The 18,843-nt window shown below is 73.5% G+C and carries 19 protein-coding genes; 4 read left to right on the top strand and 15 right to left on the bottom strand.

The features are described 5' to 3' along the window. Window positions 1-24: 24 nt before the first annotated feature. On the bottom strand, window positions 25-552 hold the full coding sequence (locus PHY01_RS01650; RefSeq protein ID WP_141276391.1) for a hypothetical protein: 528 nt from the start codon (window positions 550-552) through the stop codon (window positions 25-27). Here PHY01_RS01650 and PHY01_RS01645 point away from each other — a divergent pair. Further along, the gene (locus PHY01_RS01645) at window positions 542-1,474 is read left to right on the top strand and encodes a RecB family exonuclease (RefSeq protein WP_141276390.1); all 933 of its coding nucleotides are present in this window, start codon (window positions 542-544) and stop codon (window positions 1,472-1,474) included. The genes PHY01_RS01650 and PHY01_RS01645 overlap by 11 nt on opposite strands. A 17-nt stretch (window positions 1,475-1,491) precedes the next feature. After that, window positions 1,492-2,286, top strand: coding sequence for a thioesterase family protein (locus PHY01_RS01640; protein ID WP_141276389.1), 795 nt, complete (start codon window positions 1,492-1,494; stop codon window positions 2,284-2,286). 7 nt (window positions 2,287-2,293) lie between these two features. On the opposite strand, the gene hisG is transcribed toward PHY01_RS01640, so the two are convergent. From hisG to metH, 4 genes are all read right to left on the bottom strand, one after another. Next, the gene (hisG, locus tag PHY01_RS01635; protein ID WP_141276388.1) at window positions 2,294-3,178 is read right to left on the bottom strand and encodes an ATP phosphoribosyltransferase; all 885 of its coding nucleotides are present in this window, start codon (window positions 3,176-3,178) and stop codon (window positions 2,294-2,296) included. 25 nt (window positions 3,179-3,203) lie between these two features. Beyond that, window positions 3,204-3,467: a phosphoribosyl-ATP diphosphatase gene (locus tag PHY01_RS01630; RefSeq protein ID WP_141276387.1), complete on the bottom strand. Its 264-nt coding sequence runs from the start codon at window positions 3,465-3,467 to the stop codon at window positions 3,204-3,206. Between the two features lie 188 nt (window positions 3,468-3,655). Further along, window positions 3,656-4,342: an HAD family hydrolase gene (locus PHY01_RS01625; RefSeq protein ID WP_246085621.1), complete on the bottom strand. Its 687-nt coding sequence runs from the start codon at window positions 4,340-4,342 to the stop codon at window positions 3,656-3,658. Next, window positions 4,339-7,956 (bottom strand): methionine synthase, encoded by a 3,618-nt coding sequence (gene metH, locus PHY01_RS01620; RefSeq protein WP_141276386.1) that lies wholly within the window; start codon window positions 7,954-7,956, stop codon window positions 4,339-4,341. The genes PHY01_RS01625 and metH overlap by 4 nt, the downstream gene beginning before the upstream one ends. Before the next feature lie 182 nt (window positions 7,957-8,138). Between metH and PHY01_RS26815 the strand changes: the two genes are divergently transcribed. After that, on the top strand, window positions 8,139-9,014 hold the full coding sequence (locus tag PHY01_RS26815; RefSeq protein ID WP_141276385.1) for a PAC2 family protein: 876 nt from the start codon (window positions 8,139-8,141) through the stop codon (window positions 9,012-9,014). Beyond that, entirely contained in the window at window positions 9,011-10,141 is a 1,131-nt protein-coding gene (locus PHY01_RS26810) for an MFS transporter (RefSeq protein ID WP_141276585.1), read from the top strand. Before PHY01_RS26815 ends, PHY01_RS26810 begins: the two co-directional genes overlap by 4 nt. Before the next feature lie 17 nt (window positions 10,142-10,158). Here the strand turns inward: PHY01_RS26810 and PHY01_RS01605 are convergent, their stop codons facing one another. From PHY01_RS01605 to PHY01_RS01560, 10 genes are all read right to left on the bottom strand, one after another. After that, window positions 10,159-11,370, bottom strand: a complete 1,212-nt coding sequence (locus PHY01_RS01605; RefSeq protein ID WP_141276384.1) for an NAD(P)/FAD-dependent oxidoreductase — start codon at window positions 11,368-11,370, stop codon at window positions 10,159-10,161. Window position 11,371: 1 nt separating this feature from the next. Then, a complete protein-coding gene (locus tag PHY01_RS01600) occupies window positions 11,372-11,566 on the bottom strand; it encodes a ferredoxin (RefSeq protein ID WP_141276383.1) in 195 nt (64 codons plus the stop codon). A 55-nt stretch (window positions 11,567-11,621) separates the two neighbouring features. Next, window positions 11,622-12,410 (bottom strand): SDR family NAD(P)-dependent oxidoreductase, encoded by a 789-nt coding sequence (locus tag PHY01_RS01595; protein WP_218029967.1) that lies wholly within the window; start codon window positions 12,408-12,410, stop codon window positions 11,622-11,624. 58 nt (window positions 12,411-12,468) lie between these two features. After that, window positions 12,469-13,752, bottom strand: a complete 1,284-nt coding sequence (locus PHY01_RS01590; protein WP_141276381.1) for an MFS transporter — start codon at window positions 13,750-13,752, stop codon at window positions 12,469-12,471. Further along, complete coding sequence (locus tag PHY01_RS01585; protein ID WP_141276380.1) at window positions 13,731-14,567, bottom strand: ABC transporter permease; 837 nt, start codon at window positions 14,565-14,567, stop codon at window positions 13,731-13,733. Before PHY01_RS01585 ends, PHY01_RS01590 begins: the two co-directional genes overlap by 22 nt. Continuing rightward, window positions 14,564-15,433: an ABC transporter ATP-binding protein gene (locus PHY01_RS01580; RefSeq protein WP_141276379.1), complete on the bottom strand. Its 870-nt coding sequence runs from the start codon at window positions 15,431-15,433 to the stop codon at window positions 14,564-14,566. Before PHY01_RS01580 ends, PHY01_RS01585 begins: the two co-directional genes overlap by 4 nt. 30 nt (window positions 15,434-15,463) lie before the next feature. Beyond that, on the bottom strand, window positions 15,464-16,507 hold the full coding sequence (locus PHY01_RS01575; protein ID WP_170183597.1) for an ABC transporter substrate-binding protein: 1,044 nt from the start codon (window positions 16,505-16,507) through the stop codon (window positions 15,464-15,466). A gap of 171 nt (window positions 16,508-16,678) precedes the next feature. Further along, entirely contained in the window at window positions 16,679-16,909 is a 231-nt protein-coding gene (locus tag PHY01_RS01570) for a hypothetical protein (protein ID WP_141276377.1), read from the bottom strand. Continuing rightward, complete coding sequence (locus PHY01_RS01565; RefSeq protein ID WP_141276376.1) at window positions 16,906-17,433, bottom strand: aromatic-ring-hydroxylating dioxygenase subunit beta; 528 nt, start codon at window positions 17,431-17,433, stop codon at window positions 16,906-16,908. Before PHY01_RS01565 ends, PHY01_RS01570 begins: the two co-directional genes overlap by 4 nt. Continuing rightward, window positions 17,430-18,797 carry an aromatic ring-hydroxylating oxygenase subunit alpha gene (locus tag PHY01_RS01560; RefSeq protein WP_141276375.1) on the bottom strand — a complete coding sequence of 456 codons (1,368 nt, stop codon included), beginning with the start codon at window positions 18,795-18,797 and terminating at the stop codon, window positions 17,430-17,432. The genes PHY01_RS01565 and PHY01_RS01560 overlap by 4 nt, the downstream gene beginning before the upstream one ends. Window positions 18,798-18,843: the final 46 nt, after the last annotated feature.

Raw genomic sequence — 18,843 nt, 5'->3', positions numbered from 1 at the left:
GGTCGGCGGGCAGGGTCTGGTCGGTCACGCGGTGCCGGCCAGGCGCCACTGGCCGTCGATGAGCTGCAGCGTGGCCCCGTCGGAGCGGGCCCGGCCCTGACGGGTGGAGGTCCAGCGGATCGTGGCGTTGAGACCGGAGACCGTGACGTCCTCGACGGAGGTGCTGCCCGCCGCCTCGACCGCCGCCTCCGCGGCGCCGGGCTGCCCGAAGACGGCGGCGAGCGCCTCCTCGCAGGTGCCGACCTGGGCCCCGCCGGCCTGCACGGCCGCCACGAGCTGCGCGCTGGTCTCCGGGGCGTTGAGCGCGCACGCGATCGGCCAGTCCTGCGTGGCGATGGCCTGCTGGTAGGCGCGCAGGGCGGCCTCGACGGCCGCCTCCTCCGGCCCGACGGCGCCGGGCGCGGCCGTGGCCGACGGGGTGCCCGGGGCCGCGGCACCGGACGTCGGGGCCGCCGGCGACGGCTGGGCGGGCGCGTCGGGGCCGCCCGCCGAGCACCCGGCGAGCAACGCCGCCAGCGCTGCGGCGGCCACGGCGGATCGGATGGTCTTCATCGCGGCACAACCTACGGGGCCGCGACCCCCGGAAGCTGTCGGGGTGGTCGCCTACCCTCGCGTCGTGACCGGCCGACCCGCGCTCTCCCCCTCGCGGGCCGGCGACTTCAGGCAGTGCCCGCTGCTCTACCGCTTCCGCGCGATCGACCGGCTGCCCGAGCGGCCTGGGCTCGCCCAGGTGCGCGGCACGCTGGTGCACGCCGTCCTGGAGCGGTTGTTCGACCTCCCCGCGGCGCAGCGCGTGCCCGCCGCCGCCCGCGCGCTCGTCGCCCCGGCCTGGGCCCGGCTCCGCGAGGACGACCCGGCCCTGGCCGGGGCCCTGTTCCCGGAGGCGGTGCCCGGGTCCCCGGAGGCGGGGTCCGAGCCCGCCTGGCTGGCGTCGGCGGGCGCACTGCTCGACGGGTACTTCCGGCTGGAGGACCCGCGCGGGCTCGAACCCGAGGGCCGCGAGCTGCTGGTCGAGACCGAGCTCGCGTCCGGCCTGCCGCTGCGCGGCTACCTCGACCGGCTCGACGTCGGGCCCGGCGGGGCGCTGCGGATCGTCGACTACAAGACGGGGGCCGCGCCGCACCCGGTCGCCGAGGCACGCGCGCTGTTCCCGATGAAGTTCTACGCACTGGCCCTGCTGCAGCTGCGCGGCGTCGTGCCCGCCCAGCTCCGCCTGATCTACCTCGCCGACGGCCAGTGCCTCACCTACGCCCCCGACGAGGAGGAGCTGCGCCGCTTCCAGCGCGTCCTGGAGGCGCTCTGGGAGGCCGTGCTCGCCGCGGGCGCCACCGGCGACTTCCGCGCCAGCCCGAGCCGGATGTGCGACTGGTGCAGCCACAGGTCGCTCTGCCCGGCGTGGGGCGGCACTCCCCCGCCGTACCCGGGCTGGCCCACCGGGGCCGACGAGGAACCGGTGCCCGACCACGCCGACTGAACGGGCATGATCGCGGCGTGTCCGATCTCGAACCGTTCTACCTCCCCCTCGACGGGCCGGACGGCGAACGCTTCCACGCCACGTTCTCCACCACCGGGCCCTGGTTCGCCGACGCCCAGCACGGCGGGCCGCCGGCCGCGCTGCTGGTGCGGGCCCTGGAGCGGTGCGCCCCGCGGGCCGGGATGCAGCTCTCCCGCGTCACCGTCGAGGTGCTGGGCCGGATCCCGGCGGGCGAGGTCGAGGTGCGCGCGCAGATGGAGCGCCCGGGCCGCAGCATCGAGCTGCTCGGCGCCGAGCTGACGGCGGGCGGCCGCGCGGTGCTGCGGGCGCGGGCGTGGCGCCTGGCCGAGGGCGACACCACCGAGGTCGCCTCGGGCGGCGAGCCGCCGCTGCCGCCGCCGGACGGCGCCCACCTGCGGCCCGACCGCGCCGAGGGTTGGCTGCCGGGCTACATCGACGCCGTGGAGTGGCGGTGGGTGTCGGGCGGCTGGGACGTCCCGGGGCCGGGTGAGCTGTGGGGCCGCCCGCGGGTCCCGCTCGTGGCCGGCGAGGAGACCAGCCCCCTGCAGCGCATGGCGGTGGTCGGCGACAGCGCCAACGGCATCGGCTCGCCGCTCGACATCCGCCGCTGGCTCTACGTCAACACCGAGCTCAGCGTGCACGTGCACCGCGCCCCGGCCGGTGAGTGGGTGGGGGTGCGGGCGAGCGCGGTGATCGGCCCGTCCGGGCTGGGCACCGCCACCGGCCTGCTGTTCGACGAGCACGGCCACGTGGGCCGCACGACCCAGGGTCTGACGGTGCGGCCCCGCTAGGAGCCGCTCAGCCGCGGCCGTCGATGGCGCGGCAGGAGCGGATCTCCGAGGCCAGGATGGCGCGGGCGCCGAGCTGGGCGAGCTGGTCCATCACCCGGTTCACCTCGCGCTTGACGACCATGGACCGCACCGCGGACCAGCCGGCCTCGGTGAGCGGCGACACGGTGGGCGCCTGCAGCCCGGGGCTGATCTTCTTCGCGCGGTCGAGCAGCTCGTTGCGGCAGTCGTAGTCGAGCATCAGGTACTGGCGGGCGTAGACGACGCCGCGCAGCCGCTCGATGAACACGATCTTCTCCGCCTTGACGTCGACGGACTCCTCGCGGTCGGGCCGCGGCTCGCGCTCGATCAGCGTGGCCTCCGACTGCGCGATCGCGTCGCCGATGACCTGCAGGTTGTGCTGGCGCAGGGTGCGGCCCGAGGACACCACGTCGGCGATGGCGTCGGCCAGACCGAGCTGCACCGAGATCTCCACCGCGCCGTCGAGCTTGACGATCTCCGAGCGCACCCGGTTGCGGGCCAGGTGCGAGCGGACCAGCCGGGGGTAGGAGGTGGCGATCGTCTTGCCCTCGAGGTCCTCCAGCTTGCCGATGTCGCCGTCGACGGGGGCCGCGTAGCGGAACTTGGACTGCCCGAACCCCAGCTCCAGCACCGTCTGGACCTGGCTGCCGGACTCCTCCATGAGGTCGGCGCCGGTGACGCCCAGGTGCAGGTCGCCCGATCCCACGTAGGTGGCGATGTCCTTGGGCCGCAGGTAGAAGAACTCGATGCCGTTCTCGTCGTCCTGCATCGACAGGTCACGCGAGTCGGAGCGCTGGCGGTAGCCCGCCTCGCGCATCATCGTGGCGGCGGGCTCGGCCAGGGTGCCCTTGTTCGGGAGTGCGACGCGAAGCATGAGCTCGTCCTTACGGAATTCGGCCTTACAGGAACTTGTAGACGTCTTCGAGCGTGATCCGGCGGCCGATCATCAGCACCTGCACGCGGTAGAGCAGCTGGGAGATCTCCTCGGCCAGCGCGTCGTCGGCCTCGTGCTCGGCGGCGAGCCACACCTCACCCGCCTCCTCGAGCACCTTCTTGCCCTGTGCGTGCACGCCCGCGTCGAGCGCCTCCACCGTGCCCGATCCCGCGGGCCGGGTGGCGGCCTTCTCCGTCAGCTCGGCGTAGAGCTCCTCGAAGGTCTTCACCGCACATCACCTCTCACGGGTTCCAGTGTCATATGACTTGTGCGACCTGCCTCGTCGCCGTCGGGTGGCTGCTGCCTCCGGCGCCTCACCTGCGCCGGGCGGGCGTCAGGAGCCGGTGGAGCGCGCGGTCGGCGCCGACGAGAGGCCACCCCGCACCGCCCAACGGTCTCACGACCGCCCGGAGGCGCTCACGCCGCGTCCCGGCCCCGGGCCCGGGCGTAGTCGGCCCGCAGCCCCTCGGGCGTCAGGCCGACCAGGCTGGCGCGCCGCACCCGGCCGGGGCCGTCCGGGACCGGGATCTCGCACGGCACGACGAGCACCGCGGCGCCCGCGCGCTCGGCGGCCAGCGCACCCGTCGGGGAGTCCTCGACGGCCAGGCAGTCGGCCGCGTCGACGCCGAGCAGCTCGGCGGCGCGCAGGTACGGGTCGGGGTCGGGCTTGCCGCGGGGGACCTCGTCACCGCACACCGACACCGTGAAGTGCTCGCGGCCGATGCCGTCGAGGGCCAGCTCGGTGAGCTCTCGGCCGGTGTTGGTGACCAGTGCGGTGGGCCACCCGGCGGCGCGCACCGCCCGCAGGGCCGCCTGCGCACCCGGACGCCACTCCAGACCCGCGCGGAACAGCTCGCCGGTGCGGCGCAGGATCATCCGCTCGGCCTCGGCCATCCGGTCGGCGTCCGGGGGCAGCCCGAGGTCGTCGAACATGATCCCGAGCGTGCGCGGCAGGTTCGACCCGATGATCGCCTCCCGCGCCCCGGCGCTGAGCGCACCACCCAGCGCCCGAGCGGTGTCGGCCAGCGAGACCGTCCAGACCTTCTCCGAGTCGACGAGGGTGCCGTCCATGTCCCACAGGACGGCGGCCGGAGTAGTGCTCACTGCGGGTCGTAGGCCAGGTTGGGCCGCAGCCACCGCTCGGCCTCCTCGACCGGGATGCCGCGCCGCCGCGCGTAGTCCTCGACCTGGTCGCGTCCGATCCGACCGACGGTGAAGTAGCGCGACCGCGGGTGCGCGAAGATCACCCCGCTGACGCTCGCCGCCGGGGTCATCGCGAACGACTCGGTCAGCGCCATCCCCACCTTCTCGGCGCCGAGCAGGTCGAACAGCTCGCGCTTCTCGGTGTGCTCGGGGCTGGCCGGGTAGCCGAACGCGGGCCGGATGCCGCGGAAGCGCTCGGCGTGCAGGTCGGCGAGCTCGGGCTGCGCGTCGGGCTCGAACCACTCGCGCCGGGCCCGCAGGTGCACCCACTCGGCGAACGCCTCGGCCAGCCGGTCGGCCAGCGCCTTGACCATGATGGAGCGGTAGTCGTCCTGCTCGGACTCGTAGCGGGCCGACAGCTCCTCGGCGCCCTGGATGGAGACGGCGAACCCGCCCAGGTGGTCGACACCGTGGTCGCGGGGGGCGACGAAGTCGGCGAGGCAGCGGTTGGGGCGGCCGTCGGGCTTGCGGGTCTGCTGGCGCAGCATCGGCAGGCGCACCCCGTCGACGACCAGGTCGTCGCCCTCGGCCTGTGCCGGCCAGAAGCCGTACACGCCCCGGGCGCGCAGCGAGCCGTCCGCGACGATCTCGTCGAGCATCTCGGTGGCGTCGTCGAACAGGTCCTGGGCGACGGGGTTCTCCAGGATCTTCGGGTAGCGCCCCTTGAGCTCCCAGGCGAGGAAGAAGAACGTCCAGTCGATCAGTTCGCGCAGCTCGGTGAGGGTGGGCTCGACCTCCTGGATCCCGGTGAACGCGGGCACCGGCAGGTCGTCGAAGGGGATCCGCTCGGCGTTGGCCCTGGCCTGCTCGACGGTCAGCAGCGGGGTGGCGTGGCGCCCCTCGTGCTCGGTGCGCAGCCGGGCCTGCTCGGCCCGGTTGTCCGTGTCGAGGGTGTCCGCGCGGTCGGGGTCGAGCAGCGCCGACACGACGCCGGTGACCCGCGAGGCGTCCAGGACATGCACGGTGGTGGCGTCGTAGGCGGGCGCGACGCGCACGGCCGTGTGCTGGCGCGAGGTGGTGGCCCCGCCGATCAGCAGCGGCAGCGACATCCCCCGCCGCTGCATCTCCGCGGCCACCGACACCATCTCGTCCAGCGACGGGGTGATGAGCCCGGACAGGCCGATCACGTCGGCGCCCTCGGCGATCGCGGTGTCGAGGATCTTGGCGGCGGGCACCATGACCCCGAGGTCGATCACGTCGTAGTTGTTGCAGCCGAGCACCACGCCGACGATGTTCTTGCCGATGTCGTGCACGTCGCCCTTGACGGTGGCCATCACGACCTTGCCGTTGCCGCGGTGCGACCCACCCGAGGCGATCAGGGCCTCCTTCTCCGCGTCCATGTAGGGCTCCAGGTGGGCCACCGCGCGCTTCATCACCCGCGCGCTCTTCACCACCTGCGGCAGGAACATCCGCCCCGAGCCGAACAGGTCGCCGACGATCTTCATGCCGTCCATCAGCGGGCCCTCGATGACGTCGAGGGGCCGGGCCGCGGTCAGCCGCGCCTCCTCGGTGTCGTCGATGATGAAGTCGACGATGCCGTGCACGAGCGCGTGCGAGAGCCGCTCGGCCACGGTGCCCTCGCGCCAGGTCAGGTCGATGACGCGCCGGGTGCCCTTCCCGCCGACCGTCTCCGCGTGGGTGACCAGCCGGTCGGTGGCGTCGGGGCGGCGGTCGAACAGGACGTCCTCGACGAGCTCCAGCAGGTCCTTGGGGATGTCCTCGTACACCGCGAGCTGGCCGGCGTTGACGATGCCCATGTCGAGGCCGAGCGGGATCGCGTGGAACAGGAACGCCGAGTGGATGGCCTCGCGGACGACGTCGTTGCCGCGGAAGGAGAACGACAGGTTGGAGATGCCGCCGCTGATGCGCACCCCCGGGCAGCGCTGCTTGATCAGCGGGAGCGCGTCGAGGAACGCCTTGCCGTAGCCGTTGTGCTCCTCGATGCCGGTGGCGATCGCCAGCACGTTGGGGTCGAAGATGATGTCCTCGGCCGGGAAGCCGACGGTCTGCGTGAGCAGCGCGTAGGCGCGCTCGCAGATGGCGACCTTGCGCTCGGTGCTGTCGGCCTGGCCCTGCTCGTCGAAGGCCATGACGACCACGCCGGCGCCGAAGTCGCGGATGCGCCGGGCCTGGGCGAGGAAGGGCTCCTCGCCCTCCTTGAGGCTGATCGAGTTGACCACGCCCTTGCCCTGGACGCACTTGAGCCCGGCCTCGAGCACGCTCCACCGCGAGCTGTCCACCATCACCGGGACGCGGGCGATCTCCGGCTCGGTGCCGATGTAGTTGAGGAAGGTCGTCATCGCCTGCTCGCTGTCGAGCAGGTCGGCGTCCATGTTGACGTCGATGAGGTTGGCCCCGCCGCGGACCTGCTCCAGCGCGACGTCGACGGCGCTCTGGTAGTCGTCGGCCTCGATCAGGCGCCGGAACCGCGCCGACCCGGTGACGTTGGTGCGCTCACCGATCATGACGAAGCCGGTGTCGGGGCCGATCGCGAACGGCTCCAGGCCGCTGTAGCGGGTGGCGGCCCCGATCCCGGGCACCCGCCGGGGCGCGCGGTCGCGCACGGCGTCGGCGATCGCGGCGATGTGCTCGGGCGTGGTGCCGCAGCAGCCGCCGACGATGTTGACCAGGCCGTCGGCGGCGAACTCGCGCAGCTGGGCGGCGGTCTGCTCGGGCGTCTCGTCGTAGCCGCCGAAGGCGTTGGGCAGGCCGGCGTTGGGGTGGCTGGAGACGTAGGTGCCGGCGAAGCGGGCGAGGTCGGCCACGTGCGGGCGCATCTCGGCGGCCCCCAGCGAGCAGTTGACGCCCACGACCAGCGGGTCCGCGTGCGCCACGGCGTTCCAGAACGCCTCCACCGTCTGGCCCGACAGCGTGCGCCCGGACAGGTCGACGATCGTCACCGAGATCCACAGCGGGATCTCCGGCGCGACCTCGCGGGCCGCAGCCACCGCCGCCTTCACGTTCAGGGTGTCGAAGATCGTCTCGAACATGAGCAGGTCGACGCCGCCCTCGGCGAGCGCGGCGATCTGCTCGGCGTAGGTGTCGCGGACCTGGTCGAACGACACCCGGCGGAACGCGGGGTCCTCGACCTTCGGCGAGAGCGACAGGGTGACGTTGAGCGGCCCGACCGAGCCGGCCACGAACCGCGCGACGCCGTCCCGGGCCGCGGCCTCGTCGGCGGCCCGGCGGGCGAGCTGCGCGCCGCGCACGTTCATGTCGCGGACCAGGTGTTCCAGGCCGTAGTCGGCCTGGGCGATGCCCGTGGCGGTGAAGGTGTTGGTGGTGGTGATGTCCGCGCCCGCCGCCAGGTACCGGCGGTGCACGTCGAGGACGACGTCGGGCGAGGTGAGGTTGAGCAGGTCCGGGTCGCCGGTGACGTCGTGGGTGTGGTCGACGAGCCGCTCGTCGCGGTAGTCGGCCGGGGTGAGCCCGGCGGACTGCAGCATCGTGCCCCAGGCGCCGTCGAGCACCGCCACGCGCTGATCGAGCAGTTCGCGCAGATCCTTCGCCGACATCGGGCCTCCCGCGTGGTCGTGGGAGGCGCCCTTCACAACGAACTGCACGCGGGTCGAGCGTGGCGGATGGCCGAGCCACCCGTTGCAGCGCCTCTCGACCGCGTCCGAGATGGTACCGGTCCCGGACCCGCCGACCCCGACCGGAACGGCACGGAACGGCCCCACCGCCGTAGGCTGGACCGATGACCGATCCCGACCCGGCATCCGACCTGCCCCGCCTCGTCGACCCGGTGATGATCGCCGCGTTCGAGGGCTGGAACGACGCGGGGGAGGCCGCGAGCACGGCGTTGGAGCATCTCGAGCTCAGCTGGGACGCCACCCCGCTGGCGTCGATCGACCCCGAGGAGTACTACGACTTCCAGGTCACGCGCCCGCACGTCCGCTACACCGACGGCGTCACCCGCAAGATCGAGTGGATGACGACCCGGCTGTCGGTGGCCACGCTGCCCGGCACCGAGCGCCACGTCGTCCTCGTCAGCGGCATCGAGCCGAACCTGCGCTGGCGCTCGTTCTGCTCGGAGCTGCTCGGCCACGTCGAGCGCCTGGGCGTGACCAAGGTCATCACGCTGGGGGCGCTGCTCACCGACATCCCGCACACCCGGCCCACCACGGTCAGCGGCATCTCCTACGACGTCGCCTCGGCCAAGCGGATGCAGGTGGAGCAGTCGACCTACCAGGGCGCCACGGGCATCGTCGGGGTCTTCCAGAACGCGTGCGTCGAGGCGGGCGTCCCGGCGATGTCGTTCTGGGCCGCGGTCCCGCACTACGTGTCGCAGGCCCGGGTCCCGAAGGCGGCGGTGGCGCTGCTGCACCGGATCGAGGAGGTCCTCGACGTCGAGGTGCCGCTCGGCGGGCTGCCCGAGCAGGCCGAGGAGTGGGAGCGCACCGTCTCGGAGATGGCCGAGGCCGACGACGAGGTGCGCGAGTACGTCCGCCAGCTCGAGGAGCAGGCCGAGGAGGCCGACACCGACGTGCTCCCCGAGGCCGACGGCGACGCGATCGCCGCCGACTTCGAGCGGTACCTGCGCCGGCGTGGCAGCGGGGGCGGGGCAGGCTGACCGGACGCCTGGCCAGGGCCGGCCTCCACGCGGGCGCGTTCCTGGGGCCCTTCGGCGGCGGCCTGACCGTCGCGATGCTGCCGGAGCTCGGCGGTAGCTTCGCCGTGTCGGCGCCCACCGCCTCGATGTCGGTGACGGCGTACCTGCTGCCGTTCGCGGCCCTCATGCTCGTGTCCGGCACGCTGGGCGAGCGCTGGGGCCGTCGGCGCACGGTCGTCCTCGCCTACGGGGTCTACGCCCTCGCCTCCGTCGCGTGCGTGCTCGCCGCGTCCTGGACGCTGTTCCTCCCGGCCAGGGCGCTGCAGGGTGCCGCGAACGCGTTCACCACGCCCCTGCTGCTCGCCGCGCTCGCCGGGACGGCGCCGCCGGAGCGGCTCGGGCGGGTACTGGGCTGGTTCGGCTCGCTGCAGGCGGCGGGCCAGACCTCCGCGCCGCTGCTCGGGGGGCTGGCCGCCGAGGTCGACTGGCGGCTCGCGTTCTGGGGCGTCGCGCTGGTGGCCGGCCTGCTCGCGGTGGCGGGCATCCCGCCGGGTGGAGCGCCGGCCGGCGGACGCCCCGCACTGCGCACCGCGTGGCGGCCCGAGGTGCTGCGCATCGGCGTGGTGGCGGCGGTCGGGTGGGGCTGCCTGGCCGGGCTGAACTTCCTCGTCGCGCTGCGGCTGGAGGAGGAGTTCGGGCTCGGCGCGGGCACCCGTGGCCTGGTGCTCACCGGGCTCGGGGTGGCCGGGCTGCTCACGGCCCGCCTGGTCGGCGGCGTGGTCGACCGCATGGGTGCCCGGCGCAGCGTGCTGCTCGGCGCCGCCCTCGGCGTGCTGGTCGTCGCCGGGGTGGGGCTCGCGCCCGCCGTGTGGATGGTCGCGGCGATCTGGACCGTGGGCGGCGTGGCCTCCCAGTTCGTCCTCGTGGGCGTGAACGCGATGGTGCTGGGGTCGCCGGGGGGCAACCCCGGCGGCTCGACGTCGGTGGTGCAGGCCGTCCGGTTCGGGGGGTCGGCGCTGGCGCCGGTCGCGTTCACCCCGGTCTACCACGCCGATCCCGTGGCCGGGTTCCTGCTGCCCGCCGCCCTCCTGGCGGTGGCGGTGCCCACCGTGCTCCCCCGCGCCCCGGCCGCCCGGGCGGCGCGCTGACCGGACCGGACTGTCGGCTACGCCGGCACCAGCCCCAGCGCGTCGGTGAGGGCGCGGACCTCCGGCTCCGGCGCCGCCCCGGCGACCAGCGGCCGCAGCCGCGCCAGCAGGTGCGGGGCCGCGAAGGACACCGCTGCGACCAGCCGGCCGCGGCGCAGGTACACCGCCACCGACGGCGCCGCCCCGCCAGGGGTGTCGTGGATGCGCGTGGTGTCCGCGAGGTGCGGCCGGCCCACCATCTGGATCTTCGTGCGGTACTGGTCGGACCAGAAGTACGGCAGGTCCGCCGCCGCAGGCTCCACCGGTCGACCGAGCAGGGCTCGGGCCGCGACCCTGGCCTGCTCGGTCGCGCTCGTCCAGTGCTCGACGCGTTCCCGGTCCCCCGTCGCCGGGCTGTGCCATGCCGCCACGTCGCCCACCGCGTACACGCGGTCGCGCCCGGCGACCCGGCCGTGGTCGTCGCAGGCCAGGCCAGCACCGCCGGTACCGCCCGCCCATCCGGCGTCCACGCTGGTGCCGACGGCGACCAGCATCCGGTCGGCCTCCAGCACCGACCCGTCGGCCAGGGTCAGGACCACCCCGTCCTCGCCCGCCCGCAGCTCCTCGACGCGCGCCCCGGCCAGCACCCGCACGCCGTGGTCGCGGTGCAACCGCACGCACCGCTGCGCCACCGCGGTGCCGAGCACCCGGCCGAACGGGGCGGGCAGGGCCTCGACGATGGTCACGTCCAGGCCCTGCGCGCGGGCCGCCGCGGCCACCTCGGCGCCGACGAACCCACCACCGACGATCAGCAGCGAGCGGGAGGCCGCGAGCCCGGCCTGCAACCGCAGGCAGTCCTCCAGTGTCCGCAGCTCGTGCACCCGCTCGTGCCGGGGCTGGTGCGCCAGCCTGCGCGCCGCGACCCCGGTCGCCACCACGAGGTGGTCGAAGGGCAGCCGCTCGCCGTCGCCGAGCACCACGGCGTCGTCGGCGAGCCCGGTCGCCCGCGTCCCGAGCCGCAGGTCCAGACTCAGCTCCGCGAGCGCATCGGCGCTGCGCAGCGCCACCCGCTCGGGCTCCCAGGACCCGGTCAGCACCTGCTTGGACAGTGGCGGCCGGTCGTAGGGCAGGTGCTCCTCGGCCCCGACGAGGGTGAGCGGGCCGTCGTGGCCCGCGGCGCGCAGCTCCTCGGCCGTGCGCAGCCCGGCCAGGCCCGCACCGACCACGACGACCCGGCCCGCCCGCGCCACCTCAGTCGTCCTGCAGCGCGAGGGCCGCCGCCGGGCAGCTGCGCACGGCCTCCTCGACGGCGGCGCGCTGCTCCTCCCCCGGCGTCGGGGCGTCGACGACGACCAGGTACTCGTCGTCGAGGGAGAACACGTCCGGCGCCGCCACCACGCAGTTGGCGTAGCCCTCGCACCTGCCGATCTCGACCTGGACCCGCATCACACCGTCCTCCTCGTCCGTGCTCGTTCGTGTCCCCTGCCGGTCCGTCCCGCGGTCACGGGACGGTGATCCCGCCGCCGACCGTGAGGACCTGGCCCGTGACGAAGCCGGCCTCGGCCGAGGCGAGAAAGGTGATCGCGGCCGCCTGTTCGTCGACCGTGCCCCAGCGGCCCATGGGGATCTGGTGCTCGAAGAACTCGCGCAGCCGGGGACCCCACTCCTCGCCGCCTGCCGCGAGGACGTCGCGGGGCGTCGCACGGTCCTGCACGTCGGTCGCTCCGGGCGCGACGCAGTTGATCCGCACGCCCTGCCCGGCCACCTCGAGCGCCAGGGCCGTCGTCAGGGCGAAGACACCACCCTTGGCCGCCGCGTAGGGCGCCCGGAAGATCCCGCGCGGCGCGGTCGAGCCGACGTTGACGATCGAGCCCGCGGCCTGCTCCAGCATCGTGGGCAGCACCGCACGCGTGCACCACAGCGTGGGCCACAGCGAGCGGTTGATCTCCGCCTCGATTTCGGCGTCGGCGAAGCGGTCGAAGGGGGCGACCCGGATGGCTCCGCCGACGTTGTTGACGAGCACGTCGATCCGGCCGTACCGGTCGAGCGCGCGGGCGACGAGCAGGCGGGCGCCGTCGGCGGTGGACAGGTCGGCGACGACGACGTCGGCGTCGCCGCCGGCGGCGTCGACCTGCTCGGCGACCGTGGCGGCCGGCTCGGCGGCCACGTCGCCGATCATCAGGCGCGCGCCCTCGCGGGCCAGCCGGACCGCGACGGCCCGGCCGATGCCCTGCGCGGCTCCGGTGACAACCGCGACCTGTCCGGCGAAGCGATCGGGCGAGATGTGCACGGTTCTCCTCCAGTGCATCGGGGAACGGGGTGACGGGGGCGGATCGTGCGGACGCACCTCAGCCGGGCCGCGGCGCAGGAGCGTCGTCCGGGCGGCGCCGCCGCAGCGTCCGCAGCGCGGCCATCAGCACCGCGAGCAGCAGGCCGATTACCGCGGTCGCCGACCACGCGGCCATGAAGCCCGCGGCGTCGACGAGCAGCCCGAAACCCAGGGGGCCGACCGTGAACCCGGCGTAGAGGCCCAGCGACACCCATCCGGTGGCGTGGCCGACCTCCTCGCGACGCACGAACCGGACGATCGCCACCATGATGATCACGTTGGCGGCCAGCGCACTGATGCTGAACAGCCCCGCGCCCGTCCACAGCAGCCACTGCCCGGCGCGCGCGGCGAGCAGGACCGCGGACATCGCGGCGGCGGCCAGGAGCGCCAGCACCAGCAACGGGAGGCGGACGTCGGTGAACCGGTCGCTCAGCCGGCCCCAGCACAGCCGGGCGACGACCCCGACCCCGCCGAGCACGGCCGCGACCAGTCCGGCCTGGGTGATCGACAGCCCCAGCTCCTGGTGGCCGTAGAGGGGCAGGTAGACGTTCGTCGCCTGGGTGACGACGCCCATCCCGAACGCGTACAGGGTCATCCACCGGACCTCGATCGGCACCGACGAGCGCACGCCCCGGTCGCGGCGGCCCGCGCCCGGTTCGCGGGGGAGCCCGACGACGGTGACCAGCAGGCCGACGACGGCGACCGCGGCGCAGGCGAGCACCGCGGCCCGCCACCCGAGCAGCAGCGCCGCGGAGGGCAGCGCCAGCCCGGCGGCGAACTGGCTGGCCTGCACGCCCGACTGCTTGATGCCCAGCACCACGCCCCGCCGGTGGGCGGGCACCGCCCCCGCGACCACGGAGTTCGTCGCCGGGTTGGAGACGGACTGGGCCACGCCGGACAGCGCCAGCGCGAGCACCAGCCAGCCGTAGGCCCCGGCCAGACCCGCCGTCACCAGCGACACGCCCGCCACGACGAACACCCCGCACAGCAGGATCCGGGCGCCGAACCGGTCGGTGAGCTTGCCCCCGGTGATCGTGCACAACCCGGCCGCGCCGAAGCTGACGAACCAGAGCAGCCCGAACTCCGTCGCGGTCAGGCCCAGGTCCGCCACCACCAGCGGGCCCATCGCGCTGATCGCGTAGTGCACCAGCGGTCCGATGCCCATGACCAGCGCCAGGTAGGTCGCCAGCGGGGCAGGGCGGTTCAGCAGCGGGGTCGCGACGGCGGTCCCCGCCCCTGCTTGTGCCCCTGCCGAGGCGCCACCGCCTCGCCGGCCGGTCGTCACCGGGCCTGCCGCCGCCACGGGACGACGATGCGCTCGACCTCGCGCAGGATCGCCGTCAGCACGATCCCCAGCAGGCCGATGACCAGCAGCCCGACGTACATCCGCTCCACCGCGAAGACCTGCCAGCTGTTCCAGATCAGGTAGCCCAGCCCGTCCCTGGCGCCGATCATCTCCGCGATCGCGATGAGGACCAGGCCCATCCCGATCCCGAGCTGGATGCCGGTGAGGATCAACGGCAGCGCACCGGGGAACGCGATCGTGGTGAACTTGCGCATCCCGGTGGCGCCGTAGGTCTTGCCGACCTCGTGGTAGATCCGGTCGATGCCCGCCACCCCGGCGAGGGTGTTGATCGCCAGCGGGAAGAACACGCCGACCGCCACGATCGCGATCTTCGACATCTCGCCCAGGCCGAAGATCAGCAACGCGAGCGGCACCAGTGCGCTCTTGGGGATCGGGTAGGTCGCCGAGATCAGCGGCTCGACCGCCGCGCGGACCGGCCGGTAGAGGCCCATCGCGAGGCCGATCAGGATCGCCGGCACTCCGCCCAGCAGGAACCCGAGCAGGACGCGCTGCAGGCTGGTGAGCGTGTGGCCGACGAGCTCACCGGACAGCGTCATCTCCCAGAACGTCGAGGCGATCCCCGACGGGGGCGGGAAGAAGCGGTCGTCGACCCAGCCGAGCCGGGCGGCGAGCTCCCACAGCACCAGCAGCACGATCGGCGACAGGATGCTCACCCACCGCTCGGTCGCGCTCTCCGACCGGAACAGCCGCCCGCGCGGGGACCGGTCCTGCTCGGCCGCGGCGGACGTGGCGCGCACGGGTGTCGTCGTCATCGTCGCATCTCCTCGGCCTGGGCCTGGTTGACCTCGTCGCGCAACAGGCCCCAGATGTGGAAGACCAGCTCTCCGTAGGTGGGCTCGGTACGCAGCGCCAACATGTCGCGGGGCCGGCTGAAGGGGACGTCGAGGGTCGCCTTCTCGCGGCCCGGGTGGGCGGTCATCACCATGACCCGGTCGCCCAGGCTCACCGCCTCGTCGACGCTGTGGGTGATGAACAGGACGGTCTTGCGCGTCTCCTCCCAGATCCGCAGCAGCTCGCCCTGCAGCAGCAGCTTGTTCTGTTCGTCGAGCGCCGAGAAGGGCTCGTCCATGAGCAGTACCTCCGGGTCGTTCGCGAACGCCCGCGCGATACCGACGCGCTGCCGCATGCCGCCGGAGAGCTGGTGGGGATAGGAGTCGGCGAAGCGGCTCAGGCCGGTCCGGGCCAGGTAGTGCCCGACGACGTCGTGGATCTCGGTCTTCGGCACGTTGCGCATGCGCAGGCCGTAGGACGCGTTGTCCCAGACCGTCATCCACGGGAAGAGCGAGTCGCCCTGGAAGATCATCGACATCTCGGGCCGGTCGGTGGAGGTGGCCGCGATGTCGATCCTCCCGCCGGTGGGCTCCTCGAGCCCGGCGATCATGCGCAGCAGCGTGGTCTTCCCGCAGCCGCTCGGTCCGACGATCATGAAGAACTCGCCGTCGGCGATGTCGAGCGAGACGTCGTCGACCGCCGTGACGGACCCCTTGCGGGTCGTGAACTCCTTCCGCACCGCGTCGAAGCGGATCTTGGTGCGCCGCCCCGGCGGTACGGGGGGATCGGGGTCCGTGCTGTGCCGAGCCGGGGGCTCCTGGAGCGAGGCCGTCGGTCGATCGGTCATGTCGGTCCTTCCCGCGGTGGGTGGTGGGCCTCAGTTCGGGGACTCGTACGGGCCGAGCTCGCCGACCGCCGCGTCCACGAAGGAGGTGTCGACCGCGTCGGCGAGCGAGATCTCGCCCTCGATCAGGTTCTGCGACTTCCAGAACGCGAGGTCGCGCTCCATGCTCTCCAGCGACAGGGAGACGTCGGGCTGCAGTCCGGCGGGCCCGGCGTTGCGGTGCACCTCCGGGTCCTTGACCGTGGTGTTCGCGACCAGGGTGGCGATGATCGCGTCGGCCCCGGGGCCGGCCAGCCTGCCGTCGACGATCGCGTCGTTGTAGTCCCGTGCCGCGCGCATGTAGGCGATCATGAACCGGCGCGCGGCGTCGGGGTCGTCGTCGATGAAGCTCTCGCCGTACATCACGACCGCCACCTGCTGGTTCGGGTAGAACTCGTCACCGGGGTAGGCCACGACCGAGCCGTCGGCGACCGCGCGTGAGGCGAACGGCTCGATGACCGTGCCCGCCTCGATGGATCCGTTTTGCAGCGCGGTGACCTGCTCGGCGAAGCCGAGGAACTCCTCACCGATCCCGGCGTTGCCGTACTGCCGGCCCACCGACTCCAGCCCGGCGGCGACCAGGGCCTGCGTCGTGTTGCCCGCGCCGGTGAAGCCGATCCTGCGCCCGGCGAGGTCGCCGAGACCGGTGTACTGCCCGCTGTCGACGAGGTCGCGGCGCACCAGGAGGGAGAAGTAGCCCTGGCCCGGCACGTTGGTGCCCTTGTCCGCGACGATCTTCAGGCCGACGTCGCGGGACAGCGCGTTGAACAGGCCCGCGCTCGGGGCGCCGCCCGCCACCTCGATCTGGCCCGCGCCCAGCGGCGCGATCATGTCCGAGGCCGACGCGAACTTGACGAGCTCGACGTCGAGTCCCGCCTCGGCGAAGTAGCCGCGCTCTTGCGCCAGGAAGAAGGCGATGTCGCTGCCGCCGAACGTCGCACCGACCCGGACGGGTGTGGGGGCGTCGGCACCGCCTCCCGATCCGGCGCACCCGGCGGCCAGCAGCAGGACGGCCGCGGCCGCCAGTGTCCTGCGCACGATGTGACCCGCGCTGCGGCGCGGGCGCCGTCCCGCTGGTGTGGTTCCCGGACGGGCCATGTTCCTGCCTCCTTGGCTTCGTTGCGATGAGGGCCCGCTCCTGCCGCCGGGCTCGCCCGGTGGTGGTGCGGTCAGGTGCTCGGCCGGTCCCCGCGGCGGCCGGACGTGCGGTCAGTCCTCGTGCAGCACGGCCGTCGGGCCGGACGGATCGAGGAGCGACCGGAGATCGCCGTGCCCGATGCGGGTCAGCGCCTCCAGTTCGAGGGCGTCGAGGTGGACGGTCCGACCGGTCTGCCGGTCGGTGATGCGCAGCCGCGCGTCGTGCGCCTGCCGGTCCAGCGCCACCTCGACCATGGCGAACTCGTTGCGGACCACCCAGGTGTCCGTCTGGTCGGCGTTCACAGCATGAAGGTCAGGTTGGGGACGGCGGCGTCGCGCGTCAGCAGGACCAGCTTCTTCATCCGGATCCGCCACTCCCCCTCGTGGCGCACCAGGTCGTGGGTGCAGTGCCCGGCGAAGATGTTCTGCGTACCCAGGCCGCGCTGGGTGTGGTCACCGGTCCGCACCTCGACCACGAGCTGGTTGGAGTACACCCGCACGACCCCGTCCGCGGCCGGCTCGACCTCGACGTTCGACACCGCGTGCAGGGTGCGTGACGGCGGGTTCTGCGAGGGCAGCGGCGTCGACAGCAGCCGGTAGACGCGCTCCCGCCTGCGCACGTCGCCGTCGAAGATGAGCGAGGTGTCGCGGTGCGTCCCCGGCTCGGCGTCGGCGTTGATCGGCAGCCAGTACAGCGCGTCCGGGGCGAAGAGCCCCAGCCACTCGTCCAGCCTGCGCTCGTCGAGCAGCCGGGCCTCGCGGTGCAGGAACGCGGCGGCGGCGGCGACGTCGAGGGTGGTGAGATCGCCGGCGGTGGGGGCGCTCATGCCTGCGCCCCCGCCACCCGGGCCTGCGCCCGCAGGGGCTCCGGCACCGTGTCCGGCACCGCGGAGGCACCCATCGCCCGCAGCCACCGCCGGTAGAACTGCCGCTGCGGCGTCTCGTCGGTGACGTGACTGGTCCGGTCGACGTCGTCGACCACCTTCTCCCGGCTGATCCCGCGCTCGAGGATCAGCCAGTCCACGGCCCCGGCCTGCAGGCCCTCCTGGTTGAGGGCGAAGATCTCCACGTCGTCGGGCGAGCCGAAGCTGCTCGGCCCGAAGAAGCGTTCGTAGCCCGCGAGCCGCTCCTCGTTGAGCGCGTCCGGGGCCCCCGACAGGGCGAAGGGGTACAGGGCGACCTCGGTCCGCTCCACTGTCATCGGCCGGATCACGCGCAGCTGGCCGTGCAGCACCCCGAGGTTGGGGAAGACGTAGACGTTGATGTTGGACAGCATCACGAGCAGCTCGTCGCGCCCGTGACGGTCCAGCAGGGTCTGGTAGTAGTCGGCGTGGGGGCCGGCGAGCAGACCGTCGAGCGCCGCGGGGTCGAACGGGGTGTTCCACAGGCCGTGACCGCCCTCGAAGCCCATGACCTGGCCCTGGCGGCGCATCTTCTTGATGTCGCGGACCGAGCTCTGGGTGTAGGCACCGTGCGTCCCGGACTCCCGGCCGAACTGCTCCTGGACCATCCAGAAGGACTCGTGCACGTGGTCGCCGTGGTAGCCGTCCACCGTGTTCTCGGCCTGGAACTTCCAGTTGCCCTCGTACTGGCTGACGTGCGGCGCGTAGCGCAGGTCGATCGAGCCCTCCGGCGAGCGGTCGAACTGCCGGTCGATCCAGTGCCGTGCGTTGCCCAGGTGCTCGGTCAGCGGTGGGACGTCGGGGTTCAGCGAGGCGAACACCAGCCCCCGGTAGCTCTCGACGCGCGCGGCCCGCTTGAGCCCCTCCGGGGCGTCGAAGTCGTCGTCGTACCCGCCGCCCCGCTGGGAGATCCCGGTGAGCCGGCCGTCGTTGCCGTACACCCAGCCGTGGTACGGGCAGCGGAAGTAGTTGGCGGTCCCCTTGTCCATGCGGCAGACCACGGCGGCCCTGTGCACGCAGCGGTTGAACAGCACGTGCACCGCGCCGTCCTCCGAGCGGCTCACGATCACCGGCTGGAGCCCGATGTGCGAGGTCTTGTAGTCCCCGGGGTGCGGGAGCTGGCTCTCGTGGGCGACGAAGACCCAGGTCGAGGAGTAGATGCGCTGCATCTCCTCCCGGAAGACGGCCTCGTCGGTGTAGACGCTGCCGTGGACGCGGAACGTCTTGGGGCCCTGGAGCACCAGGTTCTCCGCGTCGATCTCGGCGACGGGCCGGGACGGCGATGTCATGGGCGGGACTCCTCTGGGGGTCGGTCGGGCTCGGCGTCGGACGCCG

This window comes from Pseudonocardia hydrocarbonoxydans (genome assembly GCF_006539565.1).
GTDB classification, from domain to species: Bacteria; Actinomycetota; Actinomycetes; order Mycobacteriales; family Pseudonocardiaceae; genus Pseudonocardia; species Pseudonocardia hydrocarbonoxydans.
The sequence above is the reverse complement of the archived record's forward strand: the minus strand, read 5'-3'. Positions and strand labels throughout refer to the sequence as shown.